20 protein-coding genes and 1 rRNA gene are annotated in these 23740 nt (G+C 74.0%); 9 read left to right on the top strand and 12 right to left on the bottom strand.

The window, feature by feature from the left end; translation table 11 throughout:
- Positions 1 to 83: 83 nt before the first annotated feature.
- The 3 genes from ACZ7C5_RS25150 to ACZ7C5_RS25140 form a co-directional block, all read right to left on the bottom strand.
- Positions 84 to 740, bottom strand: a complete 657-nt coding sequence (locus ACZ7C5_RS25150; protein WP_470323502.1) for an HAD family hydrolase — start codon at positions 738 to 740, stop codon at positions 84 to 86.
- A 47-nt stretch (positions 741 to 787) separates the two neighbouring features.
- On the bottom strand, positions 788 to 1297 hold the full coding sequence (locus ACZ7C5_RS25145) for a DUF6912 family protein (protein WP_401090753.1): 510 nt from the start codon (positions 1295 to 1297) through the stop codon (positions 788 to 790).
- Between the two features lie 102 nt (positions 1298 to 1399).
- Positions 1400 to 2533, bottom strand: coding sequence for a patatin-like phospholipase family protein (locus ACZ7C5_RS25140; protein WP_401090751.1), 1134 nt, complete (start codon positions 2531 to 2533; stop codon positions 1400 to 1402).
- A gap of 352 nt (positions 2534 to 2885) precedes the next feature.
- On the opposite strand from ACZ7C5_RS25140, the gene ACZ7C5_RS25135 reads away from it, so the two are divergent.
- Entirely contained in the window at positions 2886 to 3356 is a 471-nt protein-coding gene (locus tag ACZ7C5_RS25135) for an Rv3235 family protein (protein ID WP_470323501.1), read from the top strand.
- Between the two features lie 158 nt (positions 3357 to 3514).
- On the opposite strand, the gene secA is transcribed toward ACZ7C5_RS25135, so the two are convergent.
- On the bottom strand, positions 3515 to 6277 hold the full coding sequence (gene secA / locus ACZ7C5_RS25130) for a preprotein translocase subunit SecA (RefSeq protein WP_401090747.1): 2763 nt from the start codon (positions 6275 to 6277) through the stop codon (positions 3515 to 3517).
- A 281-nt stretch (positions 6278 to 6558) separates the two neighbouring features.
- On the opposite strand from secA, the gene ACZ7C5_RS25125 reads away from it, so the two are divergent.
- Together ACZ7C5_RS25125 and ACZ7C5_RS25120 are read left to right on the top strand one after the other, a co-directional pair.
- Positions 6559 to 7116 carry a GNAT family N-acetyltransferase gene (locus ACZ7C5_RS25125; protein ID WP_470323500.1) on the top strand — a complete coding sequence of 186 codons (558 nt, stop codon included), beginning with the start codon at positions 6559 to 6561 and terminating at the stop codon, positions 7114 to 7116.
- 41 nt (positions 7117 to 7157) lie between these two features.
- Complete coding sequence (locus tag ACZ7C5_RS25120; protein ID WP_470323499.1) at positions 7158 to 8360, top strand: winged helix-turn-helix domain-containing protein; 1203 nt, start codon at positions 7158 to 7160, stop codon at positions 8358 to 8360.
- A 12-nt stretch (positions 8361 to 8372) separates the two neighbouring features.
- Here ACZ7C5_RS25120 and ACZ7C5_RS25115 read toward each other — a convergent pair whose 3' ends face one another.
- Entirely contained in the window at positions 8373 to 9122 is a 750-nt protein-coding gene (locus ACZ7C5_RS25115) for a response regulator (RefSeq protein WP_188300880.1), read from the bottom strand.
- A gap of 201 nt (positions 9123 to 9323) precedes the next feature.
- Entirely contained in the window at positions 9324 to 10019 is a 696-nt protein-coding gene (gene hpf / locus ACZ7C5_RS25110; protein WP_188300879.1) for a ribosome hibernation-promoting factor, HPF/YfiA family, read from the bottom strand.
- Positions 10020 to 10389: 370 nt separating this feature from the next.
- Between hpf and ACZ7C5_RS25105 the strand changes: the two genes are divergently transcribed.
- Positions 10390 to 11136, top strand: a complete 747-nt coding sequence (locus tag ACZ7C5_RS25105) for a ComF family protein (protein ID WP_470323498.1) — start codon at positions 10390 to 10392, stop codon at positions 11134 to 11136.
- Between the two features lie 127 nt (positions 11137 to 11263).
- Here the strand turns inward: ACZ7C5_RS25105 and ACZ7C5_RS25100 are convergent, their stop codons facing one another.
- Genes ACZ7C5_RS25100 through mtrA form a run of 3 tightly spaced genes read right to left on the bottom strand, consistent with a single transcriptional unit; the run spans position 11264 to position 15909 of the window.
- On the bottom strand, positions 11264 to 13153 hold the full coding sequence (locus ACZ7C5_RS25100; protein WP_401090739.1) for an LpqB family beta-propeller domain-containing protein: 1890 nt from the start codon (positions 13151 to 13153) through the stop codon (positions 11264 to 11266).
- Complete coding sequence (gene mtrB, locus ACZ7C5_RS25095; protein WP_401090737.1) at positions 13128 to 15230, bottom strand: MtrAB system histidine kinase MtrB; 2103 nt, start codon at positions 15228 to 15230, stop codon at positions 13128 to 13130. Before mtrB ends, ACZ7C5_RS25100 begins: the two co-directional genes overlap by 26 nt.
- Before the next feature lies 1 nt (position 15231).
- A complete protein-coding gene (gene mtrA, locus ACZ7C5_RS25090) occupies positions 15232 to 15909 on the bottom strand; it encodes an MtrAB system response regulator MtrA (RefSeq protein ID WP_030247322.1) in 678 nt (225 codons plus the stop codon).
- 284 nt (positions 15910 to 16193) lie between these two features.
- On the opposite strand from mtrA, the gene ACZ7C5_RS25085 reads away from it, so the two are divergent.
- The 5 genes from ACZ7C5_RS25085 to ACZ7C5_RS25065 all read left to right on the top strand — a co-directional run bounded on the left by ACZ7C5_RS25085 (position 16194) and on the right by ACZ7C5_RS25065 (position 21792).
- Positions 16194 to 17381 (top strand): DUF7847 domain-containing protein, encoded by a 1188-nt coding sequence (locus ACZ7C5_RS25085; protein WP_401090736.1) that lies wholly within the window; start codon positions 16194 to 16196, stop codon positions 17379 to 17381.
- Positions 17382 to 17386: 5 nt separating this feature from the next.
- Positions 17387 to 18082 (top strand): DUF4129 domain-containing protein, encoded by a 696-nt coding sequence (locus ACZ7C5_RS25080; protein ID WP_470323497.1) that lies wholly within the window; start codon positions 17387 to 17389, stop codon positions 18080 to 18082.
- On the top strand, positions 18079 to 19308 hold the full coding sequence (locus ACZ7C5_RS25075) for a DUF4350 domain-containing protein (RefSeq protein ID WP_401090733.1): 1230 nt from the start codon (positions 18079 to 18081) through the stop codon (positions 19306 to 19308). The genes ACZ7C5_RS25080 and ACZ7C5_RS25075 overlap by 4 nt, the downstream gene beginning before the upstream one ends.
- Complete coding sequence (locus tag ACZ7C5_RS25070) at positions 19305 to 20327, top strand: AAA family ATPase (protein WP_401090731.1); 1023 nt, start codon at positions 19305 to 19307, stop codon at positions 20325 to 20327. The genes ACZ7C5_RS25075 and ACZ7C5_RS25070 overlap by 4 nt, the downstream gene beginning before the upstream one ends.
- Positions 20328 to 20481: 154 nt before the next feature.
- Positions 20482 to 21792, top strand: coding sequence for a DUF58 domain-containing protein (locus tag ACZ7C5_RS25065; RefSeq protein WP_401090729.1), 1311 nt, complete (start codon positions 20482 to 20484; stop codon positions 21790 to 21792).
- A gap of 29 nt (positions 21793 to 21821) precedes the next feature.
- On the opposite strand, the gene ACZ7C5_RS25060 is transcribed toward ACZ7C5_RS25065, so the two are convergent.
- From ACZ7C5_RS25060 to rrf, 3 genes are all read right to left on the bottom strand, one after another.
- Positions 21822 to 22979: an RNA polymerase sigma factor gene (locus ACZ7C5_RS25060; protein WP_470323496.1), complete on the bottom strand. Its 1158-nt coding sequence runs from the start codon at positions 22977 to 22979 to the stop codon at positions 21822 to 21824.
- Between the two features lie 56 nt (positions 22980 to 23035).
- On the bottom strand, positions 23036 to 23443 hold the full coding sequence (locus ACZ7C5_RS25055) for a YciI family protein (RefSeq protein WP_401090945.1): 408 nt from the start codon (positions 23441 to 23443) through the stop codon (positions 23036 to 23038).
- 210 nt (positions 23444 to 23653) lie between these two features.
- Positions 23654 to 23740, bottom strand: a 5S ribosomal RNA gene (gene rrf, locus ACZ7C5_RS25050); the annotation flags it as partial.

The raw sequence follows: 23740 nt of genomic DNA, 5'->3' as shown, positions 1-23740 counted from the left end.
GCCCGTTCAGACACGCGGGCGGCGGACGTGGCGCCCGCCACGTCCGCCGGGACGTGCCGTGGCCCCGGGGCGCTCCCCCGGGATCAGCCGGCGATCCGGCCGGCCAGCTCGACCGCCTCGGCCAGGCTGTCCACCACCGGGACGCCGACCGGCTCCAGCTTCTCCCTGGTGTGCGAACCACCGGTGTACAGCACCGCGTGGGCGCCCGCCCCCAACGCCGCGAGGGCGTCGTCCGCGGCGTCGCCGATCAGCACGGTGCGGGCCGGGTCGACCTGCCGGGCGAGCGCGGCCAGGTGCCGGGTCAGGTGCTCCGCCTTCTGCCCGCCGGACGGGCCGCTGCGGCCGTCCACCCGCAGGAAGCTGCCGGTCAGGCCGAAGGTGTCGACCAGCGGGAGCAGCTTGTCGTGCTCGTACATCGACAGCAGCGACTGGCTGTGCCCGGCCGACTGCCAGCCCGCCAGCAGGTCCCGCACGCCCTCGGTCAGGCCGCACCCGGGGCTCAGCTCGCCGTAGCGGACGTGGAAGGCCTCGTCGAGCTCCAGCCACTCCTCCGGGGAGGGCATCCGGCCGAGCAGCCGCTCGTAGAAGCGGGGGATCGGGATCTCGTACTGCTCGCGGTACTGCTGCATGGTCATCGGACCGACGCCGATGGTCGCGAACGCGGCGTTGCTCGCTCCGAGCACCGCCTCCATGTCGTGGAAGAGGGTGCCGTTCCAGTCCCAAACGATGTGAGTGCGCACGGGGTGAAACGGTAACCCGATCGGGCGACCCGCCGGTAGGGCGGAACTCACGCGAGCAGCGAGGAGATCTCCTGGGTCGCGAACCAGAGCAGGTCGTGGTCCTCCGCGCCGTCCACGGTGAACTGGGCGTCCTGGTCGCCCGCGTCGGCCGCGGCCACCGCCGCCACCGCCGCCGCCACGTCCGTGACCACCTCGGTGTCCGCCACGTCGGCGTGCACCGCGGCCGCCTTGGCCAGCCGCACCGGGCCGGCCAGCACCACCCGGCCGAGCGAGGCCTGGTCCTGGTACTCGTCGCCGGGGAAGGGCCGCACCGACGCGTCGGCCACGTCCAGCGCCACCACGACCCGGCGGCGCGGGGCGTCCCCGTCGGCGGCCAGCAGCCGCAGCGAGGACTGCGCGGCCCGGTTCAGCGCCGCGTACTCCAGCTCCTCGATGTCGTCGCTGACGTACCACTCGCGCAGCGCGGGCGTCACGGCGTACGCGGCGGACTGGTCCAGGGCGCCGCCCTCGTGTGCCGCCGCCAGGCCGGTCAGGGTGGTGGGCACGTACACGCGCATCGGTGGCACTCTCCGGTTCGTCCAGCGGGGTTCGTCCAGCGGCACAGATTCTCCAGCGCCCCAAGAATAAGCTCCGCGCGGGCCCCGGTGGCCGGCTCCCGCTCACCGACCGGCGCCCAGGGCCTCCCTGCTGGTGCGCAGGGCGCTCTCCAGGACGGCGCCGCGGCGGGCCGGGTCCATCATGTTGGGACCCATCACCGCGAGGTCCGCCAGGGTCGGCGCGAGCAGCCGCACCCGGACGCCCTCGGCCCGCAGCAGCGCGGCCTCGCGGAGCAGCTGCCGGGTGACGGCGCGGCGGTAGCGGCTCACCAGCTGGGCCAGCACGCCGCGCGGGCGGTCCCTGGCGCGCCACTCGCGCAGCGCGGCCAGGGTGTCGCGGCCGCGGCCGAGCGGGCCTTCCCGGCCCTCCTGGGGGACGCCGGCGTTCCGCGGGTCCAGCCGCAGGGCCATCGGGGCCAGCACGTACACCTCGTCCAGCCCCCGGCCGAGCATCAGGTCGGCGTTGGTGGCGGACCAGCAGCCGCCGTCCACGTAGGCCGAGCCGTCCAGGCGCACCGGCGCGAACCATCCTGGGATCGCGCAGGAGGCCATCACGGCGTCGGGGACCGGCACGGCCGGGGCCTCCGGATCGCCGAAGACCACCCGGTGGCCGCTGCGGTAGTCCACGGCCACCACCCGCAGCGGTGATCCCGGGCCGGGCGGGGCGTCGGCGTCGGGCGGGCCGTCGGCGTCGGGCGAGCAGCCGTCGGGGCCGAGCAGGCCGCGCACCAGCTCGCCGACCGGCGCCAGCGAGCCGCGGCCGTGTGGGGCGATCGCCGAGACCATGGTCAGCAGCGGGTACTCGCGCGGGTGCCGGACGGCGTCGCGCAGCAGGCCGGGCGAGCCGATGCCGGCCCGGGGGCGGGGCGGCAGCGCGCCGCCGACGGCGGCGTCGTAGTCGAAGGGCACCCCGGCCAGCGGGCCCTCGGTGATCGACAGGCCGCGCTGGTGGTCGCGCAGCTGCTCGGGGCGGACGCCGCCGGCCAGCATCGCGGCGAGGATCGCGCCCGCCGAGGTGCCGAGCAGGACGTCGGCCTCCCCCGGCTGGCGCCCGGTGGCCTCCTCGACGGCGCACAGCGCACCGACCGTCCAGGCCGCGCCGAGCATCCCGCCGCCACCCAGCACCAGGCCGCGCCGGGTCGGGCCCGCGGCGGGCGGGGCGGTGCCCGCGGCCGCCGGGGTCGGCCCTGCTGCCACCCGTGTCGTCATACCGGCCGCCCCTCGTCTCGTCCTGGGAGCCCGGCCGTCCGCTCCCGGTCAGGCTCCGATGGTGCGCGCCGGGGCGGTACGGCGCAATGCGGCGGCCGCGCGCCGCCACCCGGTCCGCCCACCCCGGGCGTCCCCTTTCGGAGCGTACGGCCCGCCCCCGTACGTCAACCCGGCGCCGTCGAACGGCCCGGCCGACCCGGCGCCGCACTGGCCGGTTCCCCCGGATAGGTGAAGTCTGCGGCCCGCCACGACCGCCCGGGAAACCCGTTGCCGCCGGGTGCGGGACGCCCCCAGCCTGGACCCGTCCGTACCCGCACCACCCAGCCGAGGAGCCACTGCCGTGACCGCCCAGTGCAGCGCCCACCGCACCGCCCGCCCGCACCGCCGTCCGCACGGCGCCGACGGCTGCGACCCGGCCGGGCGCCGGCCGCGCCACCCGCGCGCCGCCTGCACCGGCGCCCCCGGGGCCGCCCCCGCCGGCGGAGCCGACTCAGGAGCGCTGGCCGCCCGCTTCGCCCGCCGGCTGGTCGAGGTGCTCACCGGCGTGCGGCCCTCCGGGCAGCTGATGCGGCACACCAGCCTGGCCGGCTACGGGCAGCTCGCCTCACTGGTCAGGGCCGGGGCGCTGCGCCGCGGCGGCCCCGTGGGCCGGCCGCGGCTCGGCCCGGTGCACGACCGCTCCCCCTCGCCGGACGCGGTCGAGGCCTGCGTCCGGGTCGACCTCGGCCGGCGGCACCACATGGTGGCCTTCCGGCTGGAGCAGCGCGGCCCGGCCGGGCAGTGGCAGTGCACCGCCGTGGAGGCCCGGTGAGCGCCCTGGCACGCGTCCGTCGGTGCGGCACCCGCACCCGGCGGTACACGACGGCGCAGGGCGCCGTCCCGGACCGGGAACGGCGCCCTGCGTGGCGTCCTGACTGGTGTCCGCCGTCCGGCCCGGGCTCGGTGCCCGGGCCGGACCGCACGGCCGGCTCAGCCCTTGCGGCGGCGGCCCTTGGTGGACTTGGCGGCCTTGCGGCGCTCGGCGCGGGTCATCCCGTCGCCCTCGTCCTCCGGCGCGAGGTCCTCGAAGTCGCCCTCGATGACACCGCCGCCGACCTCGTCCGAGGGGGCCGTGTAGTGCAGCCGCTGCGGCTTCGGGGCCTCCAGGCCCTTGGCCTTGATCTCCGGGCGGGCGGCGTCCTTCTCCAGCTTGTCGAGCACCACCTGGGCGTCCTCGACCGGGACCTCCTCGACCTGCTGCTCGACCTGGACCTCCAGGTTGAACAGGTAGCCGACGGACTCCTCCTTGATGCCCTCCATCATCGCGGTGAACATGTCGAAGCCCTCGCGCTGGTACTCGATCAGCGGGTCGCGCTGCGCCATGGCCCGCAGGCCGATGCCCTCCTGGAGGTAGTCCATCTCGTAGAGGTGCTCGCGCCAGCGGCGGTCCAGCACCGACAGCACGACCCGGCGCTCCAGCTCGCGCACGATCTCCGCGCCCAGCTGGTCCTCGCGGGCGCCGTACTCGGCCTGGATGTCCTCCTGGATGGACTTGATCAGGAACTCGGGGGTCAGCCCGGCCTGGCCGCCGGCCTCCTCCTCCAGCTCCTCCAGGTCGAGGGTGAGCGGGTAGAGCTGCTTGAGCGCGGTCCAGAGCTTGTCCAGGTCCCAGTCGTCCTCGAAGCCCTCGCCGGTGGCGGCCCGGACGTACGCCTCGACGGTGTCGTCCATGAAGTGGCCGACCTGCTCCTGGAGGTCCTCGCCCTCCAGCACCCGGCGGCGCTCGCCGTAGATGACCTCGCGCTGGCGGTTGAGCACCTCGTCGTACTTGAGGACGTTCTTGCGGATCTCGAAGTTCTGCTGCTCGACCTGGGTCTGCGCCGAGGCGATGGCGCGGGTGACCATCTTGGACTCGATCGGCACGTCCTCGGGCACGTTGGCCATCGAGAGCACGCGCTCGACCATGCCGGCCTTGAACAGGCGCATCAGGTCGTCGCCCAGCGACAGGTAGAAGCGGGACTCGCCCGGGTCGCCCTGACGGCCGGAGCGGCCGCGCAGCTGGTTGTCGATCCGACGGGACTCGTGCCGCTCGGTGCCGAGGACGTAGAGGCCGCCGGCCTCCTTGACCTCGTCCTGCTCGGCCTTCACCGAGACCTTGGCCTTCTCCAGCGCGGCCGGGAAGGCGGACTCGTACTCGTCCGGGGTGTCCGTCGGGGTCAGCCCGCGCTGCGCCAGCTCGGCGGCGGCCAGGTGGTCGGCGTTGCCGCCCAGCATGATGTCGGTACCGCGGCCGGCCATGTTGGTGGCGACGGTGACGGCGCCCTTGCGGCCGGCCTGCGCGACGATCTGCGCCTCGCGCTCGTGGTGCTTGGCGTTCAGCACCTCGTGCGGGATGCCGCGCTTGCGCAGCTCCTGCGACAGGTACTCGGACTTCGCGACCGATACGGTGCCGACCAGCACCGGCTGGCCCTTCTCGTGCTTCTCGGCGATGTCCTCGACCACGGCGGCGAACTTGGCCGGCTCCGACTTGTAGATCAGGTCGGGCTGGTCGAGGCGCAGCGGCGTCTTGTTGGTCGGGATCGGCACCACGCCGAGCTTGTAGATCTGGTGGAACTCGGCGGCCTCGGTGGTGCCGGTACCGGTCATGCCCGCGAGCTTGTCGTACAGGCGGAAGAAGTTCTGGAGGGTGATGGTGGCCAGGGTCTGGTTCTCGTTCTGGACCTCCACCCCTTCCTTGGCCTCGATCGCCTGGTGCATGCCCTCGTTGTAGCGGCGGCCGGCCAGGATGCGGCCGGTGTGCTCGTCCACGATCATGACTTCGCCGTTCATGACGACGTAGTCCTTGTCGTTCTTGTACAGCTCCTTCGCCTTGATCGCGTTGTTCAGGAAGCCGACCAGCGGGGTGTTCACCGACTCGTAGAGGTTGTCGATGCCCAGGTAGTCCTCGACCCTGCCGACGCCCTCCTCCAGGACGCCGACGGTGCGCTTCTTCTCGTCGACCTCGTAGTCGCGGTCGACCTTCAGGCGCTGCACCAGCTTGGCGAAGTCGGCGTACCACTTGGTCGCCTGGTCGGCCGGGCCGGAGATGATCAGCGGGGTCCTGGCCTCGTCGATCAGGATCGAGTCGACCTCGTCGACGATCGCGAAGTTGTGGCCGCGCTGGACGAGTTCGTCCCTCGACCAGGCCATGTTGTCGCGCAGGTAGTCGAAGCCGAACTCGTTGTTCGTGCCGTACGTGATGTCCATCCCGTACTGCCGCTTGCGCTCGGCGGGCGTCATGCTGCCCAGGATCACGCCGACTTCGAGGCCGAGGAAGCGGTGCACCCGGCCCATCCACTCCGAGTCGCGCTCGGCGAGGTAGTCGTTGACGGTGATCAGGTGGACGCCCTTGCCGGTCAGGGCGTTCAGGTACGCGGGCAGGGTGCCGACGAGGGTCTTGCCCTCACCGGTGCGCATCTCCGCGACGTACCCGTGGTGCAGGGCCGCGCCACCCATCAGCTGGACGTCGTAGTGCCGCTGGCCGAGCACCCGCTTGGCGGCCTCGCGGACGGTGGCGAACGCCTCGGGGAGGATGTCGTCCAGGCTCTCGCCGTCCACCAGCCGCTGCTTGTACTCGTCGGTCAGAGCGCGCAGCTCGGCGTCGGTGAGGTTGACGAAGTCCTCTTCGATGGAGTTGACCTGGGCAGCAATCCGCTGCAGCTTGCGAAGGATCTTGCCCTCGCCGGCGCGCAGGATCTTGTCGAAGACGGACACTTGAGCGGGCTCCTTGCCTGTATTGGCACTGGACGACTGCACGGGGGGTCCACCCCACCGCACGGGCCATCGTATGCGAGGAGTCCAACCCCCCGGGAGGTGCGTCAGCACGGTATTCCCGTGTCACCCGCGCGAGCACATGGCCCGATAGCACCGTCCACCGGGGCAAAACGGTCGGCGAGCCGGAGAGTTGGCCGCCCGCGGCCGCGACCGGCGGGCGGAACGGCGGACCGGCGGGATATTCGGATGCCCGCCCTCCCGCCCGGCGGAATAATCCGTTCATGGAAGAAACCGCCACGGAACCGGCCACCCTCACCACCGAGCGGCTCGTCCTGCGCGCCCCTCGGGAGTCCGACATCGACGCGGTCTTCGCCGCCTGCCAGGACCCGGAGATCCAGCGCTGGACGGTCGTGCCGTCGCCGTACCGGCGCGAGGACGCGGAGTACTTCGTGCGCGATCTCGCCGTCGAGGGCGGGCGCACCGGAGCGAACCGGATCTGGTGCGTGTTCGAGCGCGGCTCCGGCGCCCTGGTCGGTTCCCAGGCGCTCGTCCTGCGCCCCCACGATCCGGGCTCCGCCGAGATCGGCTGGTGGGCGGTGAAGGAGTTCCGCGGCCGCGGCTACACCACCGAGGCCGCCCGTGCCGTCTCCCGCCACGGCCTGCGCGAGCTCGGCCTGCGCCGCCTGGAGTGGCAGGCCTACGTCGGCAACGAGGGCTCCCGCGCGGTCGCCGAGAAGGCCGGCTACCGCTTCGAGGGCACCCTGCGCTCGTACGCCGAGCAGCGCGGCGTCTTCCACGACGCCTGGATCGCCTCCCTGCTGCCCGCCGACCTCCACTGAGCCCGTCCGCACCGTCGGTGCACCGGGATACGCTCGCCGCCATGACTGCCGCCGTCCCCCGCCCCGCGCCCGTCACCACCCTCGGTGCGGACGAAGCCCGCCGGATCGCCCTGCGCGCCCAGGGCCTGCTGGGAGCGCCCGACCGCAGGGCCGGGGTGCGCGGGGTGCTGCGGCACCTGGGCGCCGTCCAGCTGGACACCATCTCGGTGCTCGCCCGCTCCCACGAGCTGATCCCGTACGCCCGCCTCGGCGCGGTCGGCCGGCCCGCCGTGGAGGCGGCCTACTGGGGCGGCGGCACCAGCTTCGAGTACTGGTCGCACGCGGCCTGCGTCCTGCCGGTCGAGGAGTGGCCGCTGTTCGCCTTCCGACGCCGCCGCTACCGCGACCGCGGCCACCTCTGGGGCTACCAGGTCACGCCCGAGACCTACCGCGGCGTGCTCGACAAGCTGCGCGCCGAGGGGCCGTTGACCTCCACCGAGCTGGGCGGCGCCAAGAAGACCGCCGAGTGGTGGGACTGGTCCGACACCAAGATCGCGGTCGAACGGGCGCTGGCCTTCGGCGACGTGGTCTGCACCGAACGCCGGAGCTGGAAGCGGGTCTACGCCCTGGCCGAGCAGGCCGTCCCGGACGCCCTGCTCGGGCAGCAGCGGTCGGACGAGGAGTGCGTGCGCACCCTGGTCGCCCAGGCCGGCGCCGCGCTCGGCGTGGCCACCAGGACCGACCTGCTGGACTACCACCGGCTGCGCGCCGAGGAGTTGGACCCGGTGCTCGCCGACTGCGGGCTGGTCCCGGTCGAGGTGGCCGGCTGGGGCCAGGACGGCGCCCCGGCCGCCGCCTGGGCCGACCCGGCCGCCCTCGCCGCACCCCCGCGCGGGCGCCACCGCACCACGCTGCTCTCGCCGTTCGACTCGCTGGTCTGGGACCGCGCCCGCACCGAGCGGATCTTCGGGATGACCCACCGGCTGGAGGCCTACACCCCCAAGCACAAGCGGGTGCACGGCTACTTCGCGATGCCGCTGCTGACCGGCGGCCGGCTGGTCGGCCGGGTCGACCCGGCCCGCGAGGGCCGCACCCTGGTCGCCCGCCAGGTCTCGCTGGAAGGCGGCGGCACCCGGCACGTCGAGGCGCTGGCGACGGCCCTGCGCGAGGCCGCCGACTGGGTCGGCTGCGACGAGGTGCGGGTCGGGACGCTGCACGACGAGCGGCTGCGCCCGACCCTGGAGAAACTGCTGGCGGACCGGTAGGTCCCGGCCGGCTCACCCTATTTCGAGGATCTTCTCCCGCATCGCGTACACCACGGCCTCCATCCTGGAGTGCAGCTGGAGCTTCTCCAGGATGTTGCGCACGTGGTTCTTCACCGTGTTCTCGCTGATGAACAGCTCCTTGGCGATCTCCCGGTTGTTCATCCCGGTCGCCACCAGCTTGAGCACCTCCAACTCCCGGTCGGTGAGCCGGGGTGCGGGCACCAGGTCCCGGTCGTCCGAGCGGCGCTGGATCATCGACTTGAACTCGGTGAGCAGCTTGGACGCCATCGAGGGGCTGATCTGCGACTGCCCGTCGGCGACCGCGCGGATCGCGGTGGCGACCTCGTCGGTGGAGATCTCCTTGAGCAGGTAGCCGGTGGCCCCCGCCTTGATCGCCTCGTAGAGGTCGGCCTCCTCGTCGCTTATCGTCAGCATGATGATCTTGGTGCTGGGCGCCACGTCCTTGATCGCCGTGCAGGCCTCGATCCCGCTGCGGCGCGGCATCCGGACGTCCATGAGGATGATGTCGGGCAGCAGGTCAGCGGCCTTCAGCACCGCCTCGGCGCCGTCCCCGGCCTCGCCGACGACCTTGATGTCCGGCTCCTCCGCGAGGACGATCTCCAGACCCCGCCTGAACAGCGCGTGGTCGTCCACCACCAACACGCGGATCGGCTCACCCCGGCGCGGCTCGTACGCAGGCTCCTCCTCCGCCCCCAACGGCATCCCGGGCCTGCCGGGCCCCAGCCCGAAGTGATCCCCCATCCGCTCCTCCCCCTTCGCGGGTCGTCGTGCGCCAATCATTCCACGCCCCGAACCCGCCACGGTCACGCTCCGATGCCGATTCCCCCGCATCGGGTGACCCCGCCCCGGGACACGGCGCCGTTCGAACCGCCCTGCCCCCGAACGCCGGTGACCCCGGCGGCCGCGGCCGCCGGGGTCACCCCTCCATCGCTGCTCGGACGGTCAGTCCTCGCCGTCGGACCCGCCGATCGCGCCGCCCGCCCCACTGCCCGCCCCGGCCGCGAGGTCGGTCTGGAGGTGGATGACGCCGTAGTTGTAACCGTGCCGGCGGTAGACCACGCTCGGCAGACCGCTGTCCTTCTCCACGAAGAGATAGAAGTCGTGGCCGACCAACTCCATCTCGTAGAGCGCCTGGTCCAGCGCCATGGGGGCGGCCGGGTGCGTCTTCTCCCGGACCACCAGCGGGCCTTCGCCCTCCACTTCCACGGATCCCATCATGGTCTTGCGGACAGCGCCGTTCGTCTCGTTCTCCGGCGCCGTCGTCTCCGGCAGCGAGGCCAGGGACGCGGTCGCCTCGGCGACGCTGATCGGGGTGCGGCCGTTGGCGCCGCCCTTGTGCACCCGGCGCCGGTCCGCGGACTTGCGCAGCTGCGCGTCGAGCTTCGCCGACGCCAGGTCGAGCGCCGCGTACGGGTCCCCGGCGGCGGCTTCGGCCCGGATCACGGGGCCGCGGCTGCGGAGAGTGATCTCCACCCGATCGGAGCGGTCGGCCTGCCGCGGGTTGTGCTCCTTGGACACCTCGACGTCGAGGCTGATGGCCTTGGCGTCGAACTTCTGGACCTTCTCCAGCTTCTCGGCCACGTGCTCGCGGAACCTCTTGGGCACCTCGGTCTTGCGGCCCTTGACGACGATGTCCACGCAGAACTCCGATCCCTCGTGCTGACGCCGATCCGGGTGCTACCGGACCGGACTGAGACCCAGCTGGACCAGCCCGTCCACTGCCGGCCCCCCGCCCCCCGCCGCCAGCGGCGGGAAACGACTGGCCCTCACCTCACTTCCTCCCCACCAGGGACGTTTGAAACCCCCTGGGCCTTATCGAACACCTCACACGGGTTTTTCGCCTCCTCAGGCGATAAGGAGGGTATGACCCGATACTGCGGTCGGGCGGTCAAGCTGGTGCACCCTGTCTACCCTCCCGTGGGTGAAGTATGGGTAAATGCCTGGACAACGCCCCCCATACGGCCGATCCTGTGCTGACTCTCCGTGTCTGCCGCCGCCAGGAGCAGCCGTGCCGACGTCCCCCTCCTCTACCCGCCCGCCGTCCGTCCAAGGACCGCTCGGCCACGCGCTGGCCGGCCTGCTGGACGTCCTGCTGCCCGCCGACTGCGCGGGCTGCGGCAGCGAGCGCACCCAGCTCTGCCCGGCCTGCCGGCACGCGCTGGCCGCCGCCAGGCCCGCCCCCACCCTGCTGCCCTGGGCGCACGCCGCCGCGCCGTACGCCGGTCCGGTCCGCCAACTGCTGCTCGCGCACAAGGAGCGGGGCGCGCTGCGGCTGGCCGGGCCGCTCGGCGAGGCCCTCGGCCGGGCGGTGCGCTCCGCCCTGGGGGCACGGGCCGGGGCCGCGCCGCTACTGCTGGTCCCGATGCCCTCGGCGCGCTCCGCGGTCCGCGCCCGCGGACACGATCCGACGCTGCGGCTGGCCGGGGCGGCCGCCCGCTCGCTGCGCCGGGCCGGCCTCGACGTACGGACCGCGCCGCTGCTGCGGCACACCAGACCGGTCGCCGACCAGAGCGGGCTGAACGCCGCCGAGCGGCGCCGCAACCTGCACGGCGCGCTCACCGTGCCGCCGCGCGCCGGGACGGGGCCGGCGGGCGTGACTCGCCTGGCGGGCCTGACCGGCCGTCACCCGGTGCTGGTGGACGACCTGGTGACCACCGGGGCCAGCCTCGCCGAGGCCGCCAGGGCCCTGGCCGACGCCGGGCTGCCCGCCCTGGCCGGAGCCACGGTCGCGGCGACGGCGCACCAGGCCGGCTGACCGCCGGCACCCCGTCAGCCCACCGCGAGGGCGCGGGGAAGACGCCAGGGAGGCACAGGAAGGCCCCGGGGAGCCCCCGGGAGGGCGCGCGGCCCCCACCCGAACGCCCCGTCAGCCCGCCCGGGCCTCAGCCCGCGTAGAAGAAGGACCGTGGCTTGTCGATCAGCGAGGTCTCCCGCCACTGGTTGTTGACCAGGCGGAAGGCCTTGATCTCGCTCGGCTTGCCGTCCGTCTGCTTGACCTCACCCATCGCGAGCACCGACGGCACCTGAGCCAGGCGGTCCTGCCGGGACTCCGAGGCCGCGACGGTCAGCATGCTCTCGGCGCTCTGCAACTGGGTGTCCGTGCTCTGCGAACCGTCGGTGCTGATGAAGTACAGCTGCTGGGTCCGGTCGGCCTCCTTGCCGAGCACGACCAGCTGGTCGCTCTCCGCCCAGGACACCGAGGCGACGTCGGTGAGCGTGGGAGCGGCCCGGCGCAGATCGGTGATCTTCACGGTCGGCGCCTGCGGGGTGCCGCCGTGCACCACCAGCCCGAACATCAGCGAGCGGATCGCCGAGCCCTGGGTCCTGACCACCAGGGCGACCCGGAGGCCGTCCGAGGAGATCTTCAGCGCCTGCACGGTCTGTCCGGTCAGCCCCTCGACCGACACGGTGTACGGCTTGGCGCCGCGCACCATCACCACCCGCGGTGCCTGCTTGTTGTGGTCCACCACCCAGAGGTCGCCGCGGCCGTCCCAGCTGGGCGAGTCGAAGCCGTCCTCCTTGTCGCCGCCCTTGGCCGGCGAGCTGAGCACCGGCTCGCCCATGGCCACCGCGTTGTCCGCCAGCGGCACCGAGTAGACCTGGTGGCCGTCCTCGCTGATCGCGGCGGCCTGGTTGGCGCCGCGGCTGACCGCGAAGACGCCGAGCGGCGGCTTGGTGTTCGACTGCGGCTTGCCGAGGATGCCGCGGACCGGGTCGCCGGGGCGCCCCTCGTCGGTCGCCACCAGGGCGCCGTCGGCACGCTGGTAGTACTGCGTCGGGGCCGCCTGCCCGGCCAGGGAGCCGGGACCGGTGGCCGGGCTGTCGCCGCGGGTGGCGGTGCAGGAACCGCCGGGCCCCTTCAGTTCCAGCTTGTCGAACTGGCCCTTGCCCTGGTCGGCGAGGGTGTAGAAGAGCTGGGTCGCCATCCGGCGGCAGGCCATCGGCTCGCCGAGGTCGGCCGCGCCGAGCTGCACGTGGGCGCCCTTGGAGTCGTCCATGGTCACCCGCTCGACCCTGGTGCCGTCCGGGAACGCCGTCCTGACCACCTGCGAGAGCCACTTCGAGGGTCCGTCGGCCACCGCCTGGGCCGCCGAGGCCAGCGGGTCCACCCGGCGCCGCAGGTAGATCGGGTCGGCGACCAGCACCTCCTGGCCGACGTTCCCCGAGGCCACCGCCGACGGGTCGGGCGCGGTGTAGAAGAACCGCTCGACCTGCCGGAAGCTGTTCCGGAAGTTGGTCTCGTTCATGATCACGCCGGACGGCAGCTTGTCGATCCGCCACTCGCCGTCCTTCCGGACGAAGGTGAAGTCGGAGACGCTGTTGTTCTGCCCGGCGACCAGCCGGTACGAGTGCTTCTCGTCGACGTTGGCGACCAGCTGCCCGCTCACCGGCACCGAGACCGTGGTGTCCGCGTCGGTGACGTCCTGGCCGGCCGGGATGGTCGTGGACGCGAGCACCACGATCCCCAGCTCCGGCTTCCAGTCCGCGGCGGCGCTCTCGGTGAGGTACTTGCGCGCGGTGTCGTACCCCTCGTCGGCGGTCACCGCGTCCAGGAACCCGGTCAGCAGCTCGCGTGGCTTGGCGCCCTTGCCGGGCGCCACCGGGTAGACCCGGGCCTGGAGGTTCTTGTCGGCCGAGCCCTGGGACAGCTCCACCCTGGTGATGCCGCCGGAGTCGGGCATGGCCGCGCAGCCGCTCGCCACCAGGGCGCCGAGCAGCCCGCCGACCACCGCGAGGACCCGCGGCTCAGTCCTGTTGCTCGTCCTTCGCACGCTGCGACCCCTCCGCGTCCGTCGTCCCACCCGTGGCGTCCGGCTCCGCCGTCCGCTGTGCCACCGACAGCCGTCCCGGCGTCGGGTCCACCATGACCTGGGCGCCGGTGGCCCCGTACCCGGCCGCCGCCCGCACGTCCGAGGGGTCCGCGCGCGGGCCCTCGGGCAGCCGGCGCCGGCCCAGCCCCGGGCCGATGTTCAGCACCCCGCCGAGCCCGCTGCCGAGGCCGTTGCCCTCCGGCGTCTCCGCGTGGTCCTCGACGGCGGCCGTCGCCGTCGATCCCGCCGGGCTGATCGCCCGCCGGTACGGTGTGCCCTGCGCGCCCAGGCCCCGGTTGTTGCGGGAGTCCTCCGGCTCCAGCCGGAACGGCGCCCTGGTGATCTCGCCGCCGCGGGTGCGCGGCAGGGTGAGCCGGAAGTGCGATCCACCGCCCGGCTCGCCCCAGGCCTGGAGCCAGCCGCCGTGCAGGTGGGCGTCCTCGACGGCGATGGACAGGCCGAGGCCGGTGCCGCCGGTGGTCCGCACCCGGGACGGGTCGGCCCGCCAGAAGCGGTGGAACACCCGGGACGCCTCGCCCGGCTTGAGACCGATGCCGTAGTCGCGCACGCCGACCGCGACCGCGCCGTCCGCGGAACCCAGCCGGACCACCACCTCGCGGCCCTCGCCGTGCTCCAGGGCGTTGACCACCAGGTTGCGCAGGATGCGCTCGATCCGGCGGGAGTCCACCTCGGCGAGCACCGGCTCGCCGTCGCCGCGGATCACCACGGCGCTGCCCTTGGCCTGGGCCAGCGGGTCCGCGGCCTCCAGCACCCGGGCCACGATCTCGCGCAGGTCGACCGGCTCGGCGTCCAGGATCGCGGCGCCGGCGTCGAAGCGGCTGATCTCCAGCAGGTCGGCGAGCAGCGACTCGAAGCGGTCCAGCTGGCCCTGGAGCAGCTCCGCCGAGCGGGCCGCCATCGGGTCCAGGTCCTCGCGGCTGTCGTAGATCAGGTCGGCGGCCATCCGGACCGTCGTCAGCGGCGTGCGCAGCTCGTGCGAGACGTCGGAGACGAACCGCCGCTGCACCCGGGACAGCTCCTCCAGCTGGCGGATCTGCGCCTGGAGGGCGTTGGCCATCCGGTTGAAGGACTCCCCGAGGCGGGCGATGTCGTCCGTCCCGGTGACCTTCATCCGCTCCTCCAGGTGCCCGTCGGCGAGCCGCTCGGAGATCCCGGCGGCCATCCGGACCGGGGTGACGACCTGGCGCACCACGACCCAGGCGATGCCGCCCATCAGGATCACCACGAACACGCCGGCGGTCGCCAGGGTGCCGGTGACCAGGTTGAGGGTGTCGGTCTCCTGCCCGAAGGAGAACACGTAGAACAGCTGGTACGGCGTCCCGCCCGGGCCGACGAACTGCATGCCGAGGGCCAGCCCCGGCTCCGACTTGACGCTGCTCTCGGGCGAGCGGTGGATCCGGGTCGGCTGGTCGAACATCTGCTGGGTGGGCTCGGAGCGCAGCTTGGCCCGCAGGGAGTCCGGGATGCTGTTCGGCTGGATGTCGCCCGAGTAGCGCGGCGCGAAGCCGGCGGTGTCCGGGACGACGGTGCCGGTGCCGGGGGCCATCGCGATCACCGAGTACACGGTCTGCCCGCTCCCGGCCAGGTCGTTGACCTGCCGCAGCAGCCAGGTACCGACCTCGTCGACGGCCGGGTCGCCGCCGCCGCGCAGCTTCTGCTCCCCGGCCTCGTCGATCTTCTTCTGCTCGACCTGGAAGCCGATCCTGGCCTGCGCGCGGGCGGCGTCGATCTTGGTGTCGAGCAGGCCGGTGCGCACCTGCGCCACCACGACCACGCCCAGCACCAGGACCACCGCGATGGACGCCAGCAGGGACACCGCGACCACGCGCAGCTGGATCGACCGGCGGTACAGCGTGGCCACCCGGTGCACGGGGCGGCGCAGCTGACGCTTCACCAGCCCGACCGCACCCGCGGGGCCGCGCCGGCGGCGGGTGGTCGAACTCAGCACGTCGCCGCGCACGGCCCCGGCCCCGTCGGTCGCGGAACCCGACGGGGTGTCGTCTGCCCGGTCCGTCACGTCAGCTGGGTCCGGCCTTGTAGCCGACGCCGCGGACGGTCACCACGATCTCGGGGCGCTCCGGGTCCTTCTCGATCTTGGAGCGCAGGCGCTGCACGTGGACGTTGACGAGGCGGGTGTCCGCCGCGTGCCGGTAGCCCCAGACCTGCTCCAGCAGCACCTCGCGGGTGAACACCTGCCAGGGCTTGCGGGCCAGCGCGACCAGCAGGTCGAACTCCAGCGGGGTCAGCGGGATGCCCCGGCCGTCCCGCTTGACCGAGTGGCCCGCCACGTCGATCACCAGGTCGCCGATGGTCAGCTGCTCGGGAGTGGGCTCCTCGGCGCGGCGCAGCCTGGCGCGCACCCGGGCCACCAGCTCCTTGGGCTTGAACGGCTTGGTGACGTAGTCGTCGGCACCCGATTCCAGGCCCACCACGACGTCGACCGTGTCGGTCTTCGCGGTCAGCATCACGATCGGGATGCCGGACTCCGCCCGGATCTGCCGACAGACGTCGATACCGTCCCTGCCGGGCAGCATCAGGTCCAGCAGGACCAGGTCTGGCTTGGTCTCCCTGAACGCGGCTAGCGCCCTGTCTCCATCCGCGACGAAAAACGGCTCAAAACCCTCACCACGCAGCACGATACCGAGCATCTCGGCCAGTGCGGAGTCGTCATCAACGACGAGGACGCGTCCCTTCATGCGTCCATCTTCTCATTACCGGATTGTGACCTGCCGCACAGCAGTGCCAATGCTCCAGAACGGCCAACTCCCCTGCCGGTGCATTCCGGCCATACCGGGCGAATAACCCTGCCGGGGCGGCTCGGAACGCCTCGCGGACCACCACCCGGCCCGCCCCGGAGGGCCGTTGCCGATCGGCAACCCGATCACCGTGGGGCCGGTTTCCGGCCCCATGGCACGATGGGCGCTGCGCGCGGGCGGAGACCGCCCGCAGTCGCGCCCCTGACGCCCTCCGAGGAGCAGTGATGACCGACACCCCGGGCTGGGCCTCGCCCAGCTCGTCCGAGCCGCCCCGCGACGGCGCCCGGCCCCCGGCCGACGCGCCCGCCGCCGTGCCCGGGCCGTCGGCACCACCGCAGGCCACCCCCGGCTGGACCGGCCCGGCCGGCGCCCCCCGGCAGGAACAGCACGGTGGGCAGCAGTGGGGGCAGCAGCAGCCCGGCGGCCGACGCCCGTACGGCTGGGGCGCCCCGCTGAGCCCCAAGCCGGGCGTCATCCCGCTGCGCCCGCTGACCGTCGGCGAACTGCTGGACGGCGCCGTCACCACCGTCCGCCGGCACTGGCGCACCGTGCTCGCGTTCTCGCTCGGCCTCGCCGTCGTCTCCCAGGCTGGCACCGTCCTGGTCAACCTGCTGGTCAAGGGCAGGACCGGCGCGGCCACCCCGACCCTGCGGATGCTGGCCGGGCTGCCGCTCGACCTGCTGCTCACCGTGTTCGCCACCGCGCTGCTCACCATCGTGGTCAGCCGCGCCGTCCTCGGCCGGCCCGTGACCGCCGGGGAGGCCTGGCGCGACGCCCGTCCCCGGCTGCTGCAACTGCTCGGGCTGACCGTGTTCACCCTCTTGCTGGGCCCCGGGGTGATCCTGCTCGGCCTGCTCCCGCTGATCGGCTACTCCGCCGCCGGCGCGGACTCCGACGCGATCGCCGGCCTGCTGACCCTGGTCGCCCTGCTGACCGCGCCCGTCGCCATCTGGCTGTGGGTGCGCTTCAGCCTCGCCGCCCCCGCCCTGATGCTGGAGAAGCAGGGCGTGCTGACGGCGCTGTCGCGCTCGCGGCGCCTGGTCCGCGGCGCCTGGTGGCGGGTCCTCGGCATCACCGTCCTGGCCCAGATCCTGGCGTTCATCACCGCGATGATCGTCATCGTCCCGTTCCAGTTCCTCGGCCTGGCCCTCGGCTTCGAGAGCCTCGACGGCCAGGGCCTGCCCACCACCGCCGACCAGGGCACCGCCATGGTGATCCTGCTGGCGGTCGCCGGGATCATCGCCGGCACCTTCACCACCCCGTTCATCGCCACCGTCGGCGTGCTGGTCTACATCGACCAGCGGATCCGCCGCGAGGCCCTGGACATCGAGCTCGCCCGCGCCGCCGGTCTGCCCGACTACGGCGGCACCGGCCGGAACGGGCCGGGCGACCCGACCACGGCGAGGCGCTGAACCGGATGCCCAGCTGGGGGGACAGGCTCCTCGTCGCGGGCGGCGCCCCGGTCACCGTCCCGCGTGACCCGGCGCGCGACGCCGCCCGCGACGAGCTTCTCGACGCGGAGTACCACAAGCACGACCCGTCCGTGCTGCAACGGATCACGGACTGGTTCTACGACCACATCGCCGACGCGCTCGACAGCATCTCCGGCGAGGGCACCAGCGGCACCACCGGACTGATCCTCTTCCTGATCGTCGCGGTGCTGATCGGCGCCGCGCTCTGGTGGCGCCTCGGCGCACCCCGCCGCACTGCCCGCACCGTCCAGGACGTGTACGGCGCCGAAGGCCCGCGCAGCGCCGCCCGGTACCGGGCGGACGCCGCCGGGCACGCCGCCGCCGGACGCTGGACCGAGGCCGTCCGCGAGCAGATGCGCGCGCTGGTCCGCGGCCTGGAGGAGCGCACCCTGCTCGACACCCGCCCCGGCCGCACCGCCGACGAGGCCGCCGCCGAGGCCGGCCGGGCACTGCCCGAGCACGCCGCCGCCCTGGCCGCCGCCGCCCGGACCTTCGACGACATCGCGTACGGCGAACACACCGCCGACCAGGACGCGTACCGGCTGCTGCACGAGCTCGACCAGACGCTGGAACGCACCCGCCCGGTCCTCACGCCCGACCAGGCCGCCGTCCCCGCCCCGACCCCGGGAGGAGCGGCATGACCGGCACCGTCCCCACACCCGCCCCGGTGCCGCCCGTCGAAGCGCCCGCCGCCGCCCCGACCAGCCTCGCGCCCACCGCGCGCACCCTGTGGCGCCGGGCCCGCTGGTACCTGGCCGTCCTCGCCGCCCTGCTGATCGGCGCCGCCGCCGTGTCCGCGCTCGGCCAGGACCGCCGCTACCCGCCACTGGACCCGCGCTCGTACGACCGCGACGGCACCCACGCCGTCATCGCGCTGCTCGAACGCCAGGGCCTCAAGGCCGGGTTCACCACCGACCCGGCGCTCTCCCCGGGCGGTCAGGACACCCTCGTCCTGCCCGAGCCCGACCTGCTCAGCCCCGCCCAGCTGCACGGCATCGCCGCCGCCCGGCACCGGCGACTGGTGCTGGTCGCCCCGGGACCGGCCGCGCTCACCGTGCTCGCCCCCGGTATCCGGCTCTCCGACGACGCGGGCGGGCCGCCGTACGCCGCCGTCCGCTCCACCCCCGCGGAATGCTCCCTCCCCGAGGCCGTCCAGGCCGGCAGCGCCCAGCAGGGCGGCATGCTCTACACCAGCGGCAGCCGCGGCGAGGGCTGCTACCCCCGCGGCCACGGCTACCCGCTGGTCCACCTCCCGGCCGGCGACGGCGACCGGGACGTCATCGTGCTCGGCAGCGGCACCTTCCTGCACAACGGCCGGCTGACCGAGGACGGCGACGCCTCCCTCGCCCTCGGCTTGCTCGGCTCGCAGCCCCGCCTCACCTGGCACCTGCCCGACTACTCCGTCCCGCTCCCCGAGAGCTCCCGCACCAAGACCTTCGAGGACTACCTCCCGGACGGCTGGCGCTGGGCCGGCTACCAGCTCGCCGTCGCCGCCGTGCTCGCCGCCCTGTGGCGCGGGCGCCGGCTCGGCCCGGTGGTCAGCGAGAACCTGCCCGTGGTGGTCCGCGCCGCCGAGACCACCGAGGGCCGCGCCCGCCTCTACCGGCGGGCCAGGGCCCGCGGCCGCGCCGCCGAGGCCCTGCGCGGCGCCGCCGCCCACCGTCTCGCCCCCGCTCTGGGCGTCCCGCTCCAGGCGGGCGCGCCCGACCCCGAGGCGCTCTGCGCCGCCGTGGCCGGCCGGCTGCCCGAACGGCCCGCCGGGGACGTCCGGGCCCTGCTGTACGGCCCGCCCCCGACCGACGACGCCGCGCTGCTGCGGATCGCCGACGACCTCGACGCCCTCGAAAGGCAGGTACGGAACCCGTGACCGACCAGGCAACCGCCCAGCTCCGCTCCGTCCCCGGCACGGCACCCGCCACCCCCGCCACCGATCCGCACATCGACCCGCGCGGCGCGCTGACCGCCCTGCGCGCCGAGATCGGCAAGGCCGTCGTCGGCCAGGACGCCGCCGTGACCGGCCTGGTCGTCGCCCTGCTCTGCGGCGGCCACGTGCTGCTGGAGGGCGTCCCCGGCGTCGCCAAGACCCTGCTGGTGCGCACCCTGTCCACCGCGCTCAGCCTGGGGACCAAGCGCATCCAGTTCACCCCCGACCTGATGCCCGGCGACGTCACCGGCTCGCTCGTCTACGACGCCCGCACCGCCGAGTTCTCCTTCCAGCCCGGCCCGGTCTTCACCAACCTGCTGCTCGCCGACGAGATCAACCGCACCCCGCCGAAGACCCAGGCCGCCCTGCTGGAGGCCATGGAGGAGCACCAGGTCACGGTGGACGGCGAGCCGCGCGCGCTGCCCGTCCCGTTCCTGGTCGCCGCGACCCAGAACCCGGTCGAGTACGAGGGCACCTACCCGCTGCCCGAGGCCCAGCTGGACCGCTTCCTGCTCAAGCTGGTCCTGCCGCTGCCCGACCGCGACCAGGAGTTCCAGGTGCTCTCCCGGCACGCCGCGGGCTTCGACCCGCGGGACCTCGGCGCGGCCGGCGTCCGCCCGGTCGCCGGCCCCGAGCACCTGGCCGCCGCCCGCGAGCAGATCGCCAGGCTGACCGTCTCCCCCGAGGTCCTCGCCTACATCGTCGACCTCTGCCGGGCCACCCGGCAGTCCCCGTCGCTGTCCATCGGCGTCTCCCCGCGCGGCGCCACCGCCCTGCTCGCCGCCTCCCGCGCCTGGGCCTGGCTCGCCGGCCGCGACTACGTCACCCCGGACGACGTCAAGGCGCTCGCCCTGCCCACGCTGCGGCACCGGGTCGCCCTGCGCGCCGAGGCGGAGATGGAGGGAGTCACCGCCGACTCCGTCATCCAGGCCGTCCTCGCCCAGACGCCCGCGCCCCGCTGAGTCCGGCTCTCGCCGCAGCTCTCGCCGCAGCTCTCGCCGCACCGCTGACCGCACCGCACCACTGACCGCACCCGATCCGGCTCTCCGGCTCACGGCCCTCCCGCTCACGGGCTTCCGGGCTTCCGGCATCCGGGTTTCCGAAGGAGCGCACCGCATGGCCCTCACCGGGCGAACCGCCCTGCTCGCCGCACTCGGCGCGCTCGTCGTGGGTCTGCTGCTGCCGTCCTGGACCGGGATCGGCCTGGTCACCGGTGCGGTGCTGGTCGCCGTCGCGGTCGACCTGGTGCTCGCCGCCCCCGTCCGCGGCCTGCGGTTCGGGAGGGCCGGCGACACCACCGTCCGGCTCGGCGAGCCCGCCACGGTCGAACTGACCGTCACCAACCCCTCCGGCCGCCCGCTCCGCGGCCTGGTCCGCGACGCCTGGGCCCCCTCCGCCTGGCGCCCCGGCACCGCCGAGGCCGCCTCCCGGCACCCCCTGGACCTCCCCGGCGGCGAACGGCGCCGGGTCACCACCGTGCTCACCCCCACCCGCCGCGGCGACCACCACGCCCACCGGGTGACGGTCCGCTCGCTCGGCCCGCTCGGCCTGGCCGGCCGCCAGGGCTCGCACCTCGTCCCCTGGACGGTCCGCGCGCTGCCCCCGTTCACCAGCCGCAAGCACCTGCCCTCCCGGCTCGCCCGGCTGCGCGAACTCGACGGCCGCACCTCCGTGCTGACCCGCGGCCAGGGCACCGAGTTCGACTCCCTGCGCGAGTACCTGCCCGGCGACGACGTCCGCTCCATCGACTGGCGCGCCAGCGCCCGCCGGAACACGGTCGCCGTCCGCACCTGGCGCCCCGAGCGCGACCGGCACATCCTCGTCGTCCTCGACACCGGCCGCACCTCGGCCGGCCGGGTCGGCGACGCACCCCGCCTGGACGCCGCCCTCGACGCCGCGCTGCTGCTCACCGCCCTCGCCACCCGGGCCGGCGACCGGGTCGACCTGCTCGCCCACGACACCCGCAAGCGCGTCGCGGTGGCCGGCGGTTCGGCCCACGAGGTGCTGCCCGCCTTCACCAACGCCATGGCCGGCCTGGAACCCGCGCTGCACGAGACCGACATGCGCTCGCTCGTCTCCACCGCCCTCAGGATGGCGCCGCACCGCTCGCTGATCGTGCTGCTCACCGGCCTGGACGCGGCACCCGTCGAGGACGGCCTGCGCCCGCTGCTGCCCATGCTCACCAAGCGGCACGAGGTCGTCCTCGCCTCGGTCGCCGACCCCCAGCTGGACGTCCTCGCCGCCGGGCGGGGCACCCTGGAGGCGGTCTACGGCTCGGCGGCAGCCGAGCAGACCCGCGCCGACCGCCGGGCCACCGCGGAGCGCCTCACCCGCCACGGCGCCACCGTCCTGGACGCTCCGCCCGCCCGGATCGCCCCGGCGCTGGCCGACACCTACCTGGCACTGAAGGCCGCCGGGCGGCTCTGAGCCCCCGGCACACTTCCGCGCCAGGCGCTTCAGCCCGTCCGACGGTCCTTCAGCACCGCATTGAGCCGCGCCGCCTGACGGGTCAGATAGTCGCGCTCGGCGAGGTTGGGCGCCTCGTGCGCCGCCACCGCGTACAGCCGGGCCGCCGTCACCACGTCCCCGTCGCGCTCGTGCAGGTACGCCGCCACCGCGGTACGCCTGGGCAGCGAGTCGTCCAGCTCCGCGAGCGCCGCCAGCCCGGCCCGCGGACCGTCCGCCTCGCCGACGGCCACCGCGCGGTTGAGCCGCACCACCGGGCTCCCGGTCAGCCGGACCAGCTCGTCGTACCACTCGACGATCTGCACCCAGTCCGTCTCCTCGGCGGTGAGCGCGTCGGCGTGCAGCGCCGCGACCGCCGCCTGGGCCTGGAACTCGCCCAGCCGGTCCCGGGCCAGCGCCCGCTGGAGCACCGTGATGCCCTCCGCGATCAGCCCGGTGTCCCACTGGGCCCGGTCCTGCTCGGCGAGCGGCACCAGACCGCCGTCGGGCGCGGTCCGGCTCGCCCGCCGGGCGTGGTGCAGCAGCATCAGCGCCAGCAGCCCCGCCACCTCGGGATGGTCGACCACGGCCGCGAGCTGCCGGGTGAGCCGGATGGCCTCGGCCGCGAGGTCGACATCGCCGGAGTAGCCCTCGTTGAAGACCAGGTAGAGGACCCGGAGCACGGTGGCGACGTCCCCGGGCTGATCGAACCGGACGCCCGCGACGGTGCGCTTGGCCCTGCTGATCCGCTGCGCCATGGTCGCCTCGGGCACCAGATAGGCCCGGGCGATCTGGCGGGTGGTCAGCCCGCCCACGGCGCGCAGGGTCAGCGCGACCGCCGAGGAGGGCGTCAACGACGGGTGGGCGCACAGGAAGTAGAGCTGGAGCGTGTCGTCCGCGTCGGCCGCGGGCCCCGGTTCCGGCTCCAGGTCGACCAGGTCCTCCCGGCGTCGACGGGCGGTGTCCGACCTGGTGGCGTCCAGGAACTTCCGCCAGGCCACGGTGACCAGCCAGCCCTTGGGATCGCGGGGCCGTTCGGCCGGCCAGACCCGGACCGCCTCGACCAGCGCCTCCTGCACGGCGTCCTCGGCCGCCGCGAAGCCTGCTCCGCGGCGGACGAGGATGCCGATGACGCTCGGCGTGAGGCTCCTCAGCAGGGCCTCGTTCATCCGAACTCACCTGTCCCGTAAGTCACTTGGAACTCCACTGGCCCCCGTCCCCGGGATCACTCCGTGATGGTGGGCGGGGCCGCCAGGAACGGCCGCAGCTCCAGCCACTCGTGGATCGGTCTCCCACCGGCGCCCGGGGCGGCGGAGAGCTCACCGGCCAGTTCGAGGGCGCGCTCGTAGCTGTCCACGTCGATCACCATCCAGCCGGCGATCAGGTCCTTGGTCTCGGCGAACGGCCCGTCGGTGACCGGCGGCCGGCCCTCCCCGTCGTACCGGACCCACGTGCCCTCGGGCGCGAGCGCCTGGCCGTCGACGAACTCGCCGGTCTGCTCCAGCCGGGCCGCGAAGTCCTGCATGTACTTGATGTGGGCCGCGACCTCCTCCGGCGTCCACTGGTCCATGGGGGTGCAGTCGACCGCGGCCGGGGCGCCCCGGTAGTGCTTCAGCAGCAGGTACTTGGCCATCGTCTTCTCCTTGGAGCCGGTGCCACCCATTGTGGCCGCGTTCACCCCGGGGACGGTGCCGGGCACGGGTTCTCGACACAGCCGGCCAAGATTTTTTCCGGTGTGCCCGCGGCCGCCGGCCCCACTGCCCCCTGTCCTGGCTCACCGACGACCCGGAAACGCAAAGAACCCCCATCCGGGATTCCCGGATGGGGGTTCTTCAGAAGAATTGTTCGGCGGCGTCCTACTCTCCCACAGGGTCCCCCCTGCAGTACCATCGGCGCTGTAAGGCTTAGCTTCCGGGTTCGGAATGTAACC

The organism is Kitasatospora sp. NPDC036993, from assembly GCF_055607525.1.
This window is presented reverse-complemented; position numbering and strand designations above follow the sequence as displayed.

Coding starts and splice junctions, on each gene's coding strand:
- ACZ7C5_RS25060 (WP_470323496.1), bottom strand. CDS start 22,979: ATGAACGAGGCCCTGCTGAGGAGCCTCACGCCGAGCGTCATCGGCATC.
- mtrA (WP_030247322.1), bottom strand. CDS start 15,909: ATGAAGGGACGCGTCCTCGTCGTTGATGACGACTCCGCACTGGCCGAG.
- ACZ7C5_RS25055 (WP_401090945.1), bottom strand. CDS start 23,443: ATGGCCAAGTACCTGCTGCTGAAGCACTACCGGGGCGCCCCGGCCGCG.
- ACZ7C5_RS25120 (WP_470323499.1), top strand. CDS start 7,158: ATGACTGCCGCCGTCCCCCGCCCCGCGCCCGTCACCACCCTCGGTGCG.
- ACZ7C5_RS25075 (WP_401090733.1), top strand. CDS start 18,079: ATGACCGGCACCGTCCCCACACCCGCCCCGGTGCCGCCCGTCGAAGCG.
- ACZ7C5_RS25145 (WP_401090753.1), bottom strand. CDS start 1,297: ATGCGCGTGTACGTGCCCACCACCCTGACCGGCCTGGCGGCGGCACAC.
- ACZ7C5_RS25080 (WP_470323497.1), top strand. CDS start 17,387: ATGCCCAGCTGGGGGGACAGGCTCCTCGTCGCGGGCGGCGCCCCGGTC.
- ACZ7C5_RS25115 (WP_188300880.1), bottom strand. CDS start 9,122: ATGGGGGATCACTTCGGGCTGGGGCCCGGCAGGCCCGGGATGCCGTTG.
- ACZ7C5_RS25125 (WP_470323500.1), top strand. CDS start 6,559: ATGGAAGAAACCGCCACGGAACCGGCCACCCTCACCACCGAGCGGCTC.
- ACZ7C5_RS25085 (WP_401090736.1), top strand. CDS start 16,194: ATGACCGACACCCCGGGCTGGGCCTCGCCCAGCTCGTCCGAGCCGCCC.
- ACZ7C5_RS25065 (WP_401090729.1), top strand. CDS start 20,482: ATGGCCCTCACCGGGCGAACCGCCCTGCTCGCCGCACTCGGCGCGCTC.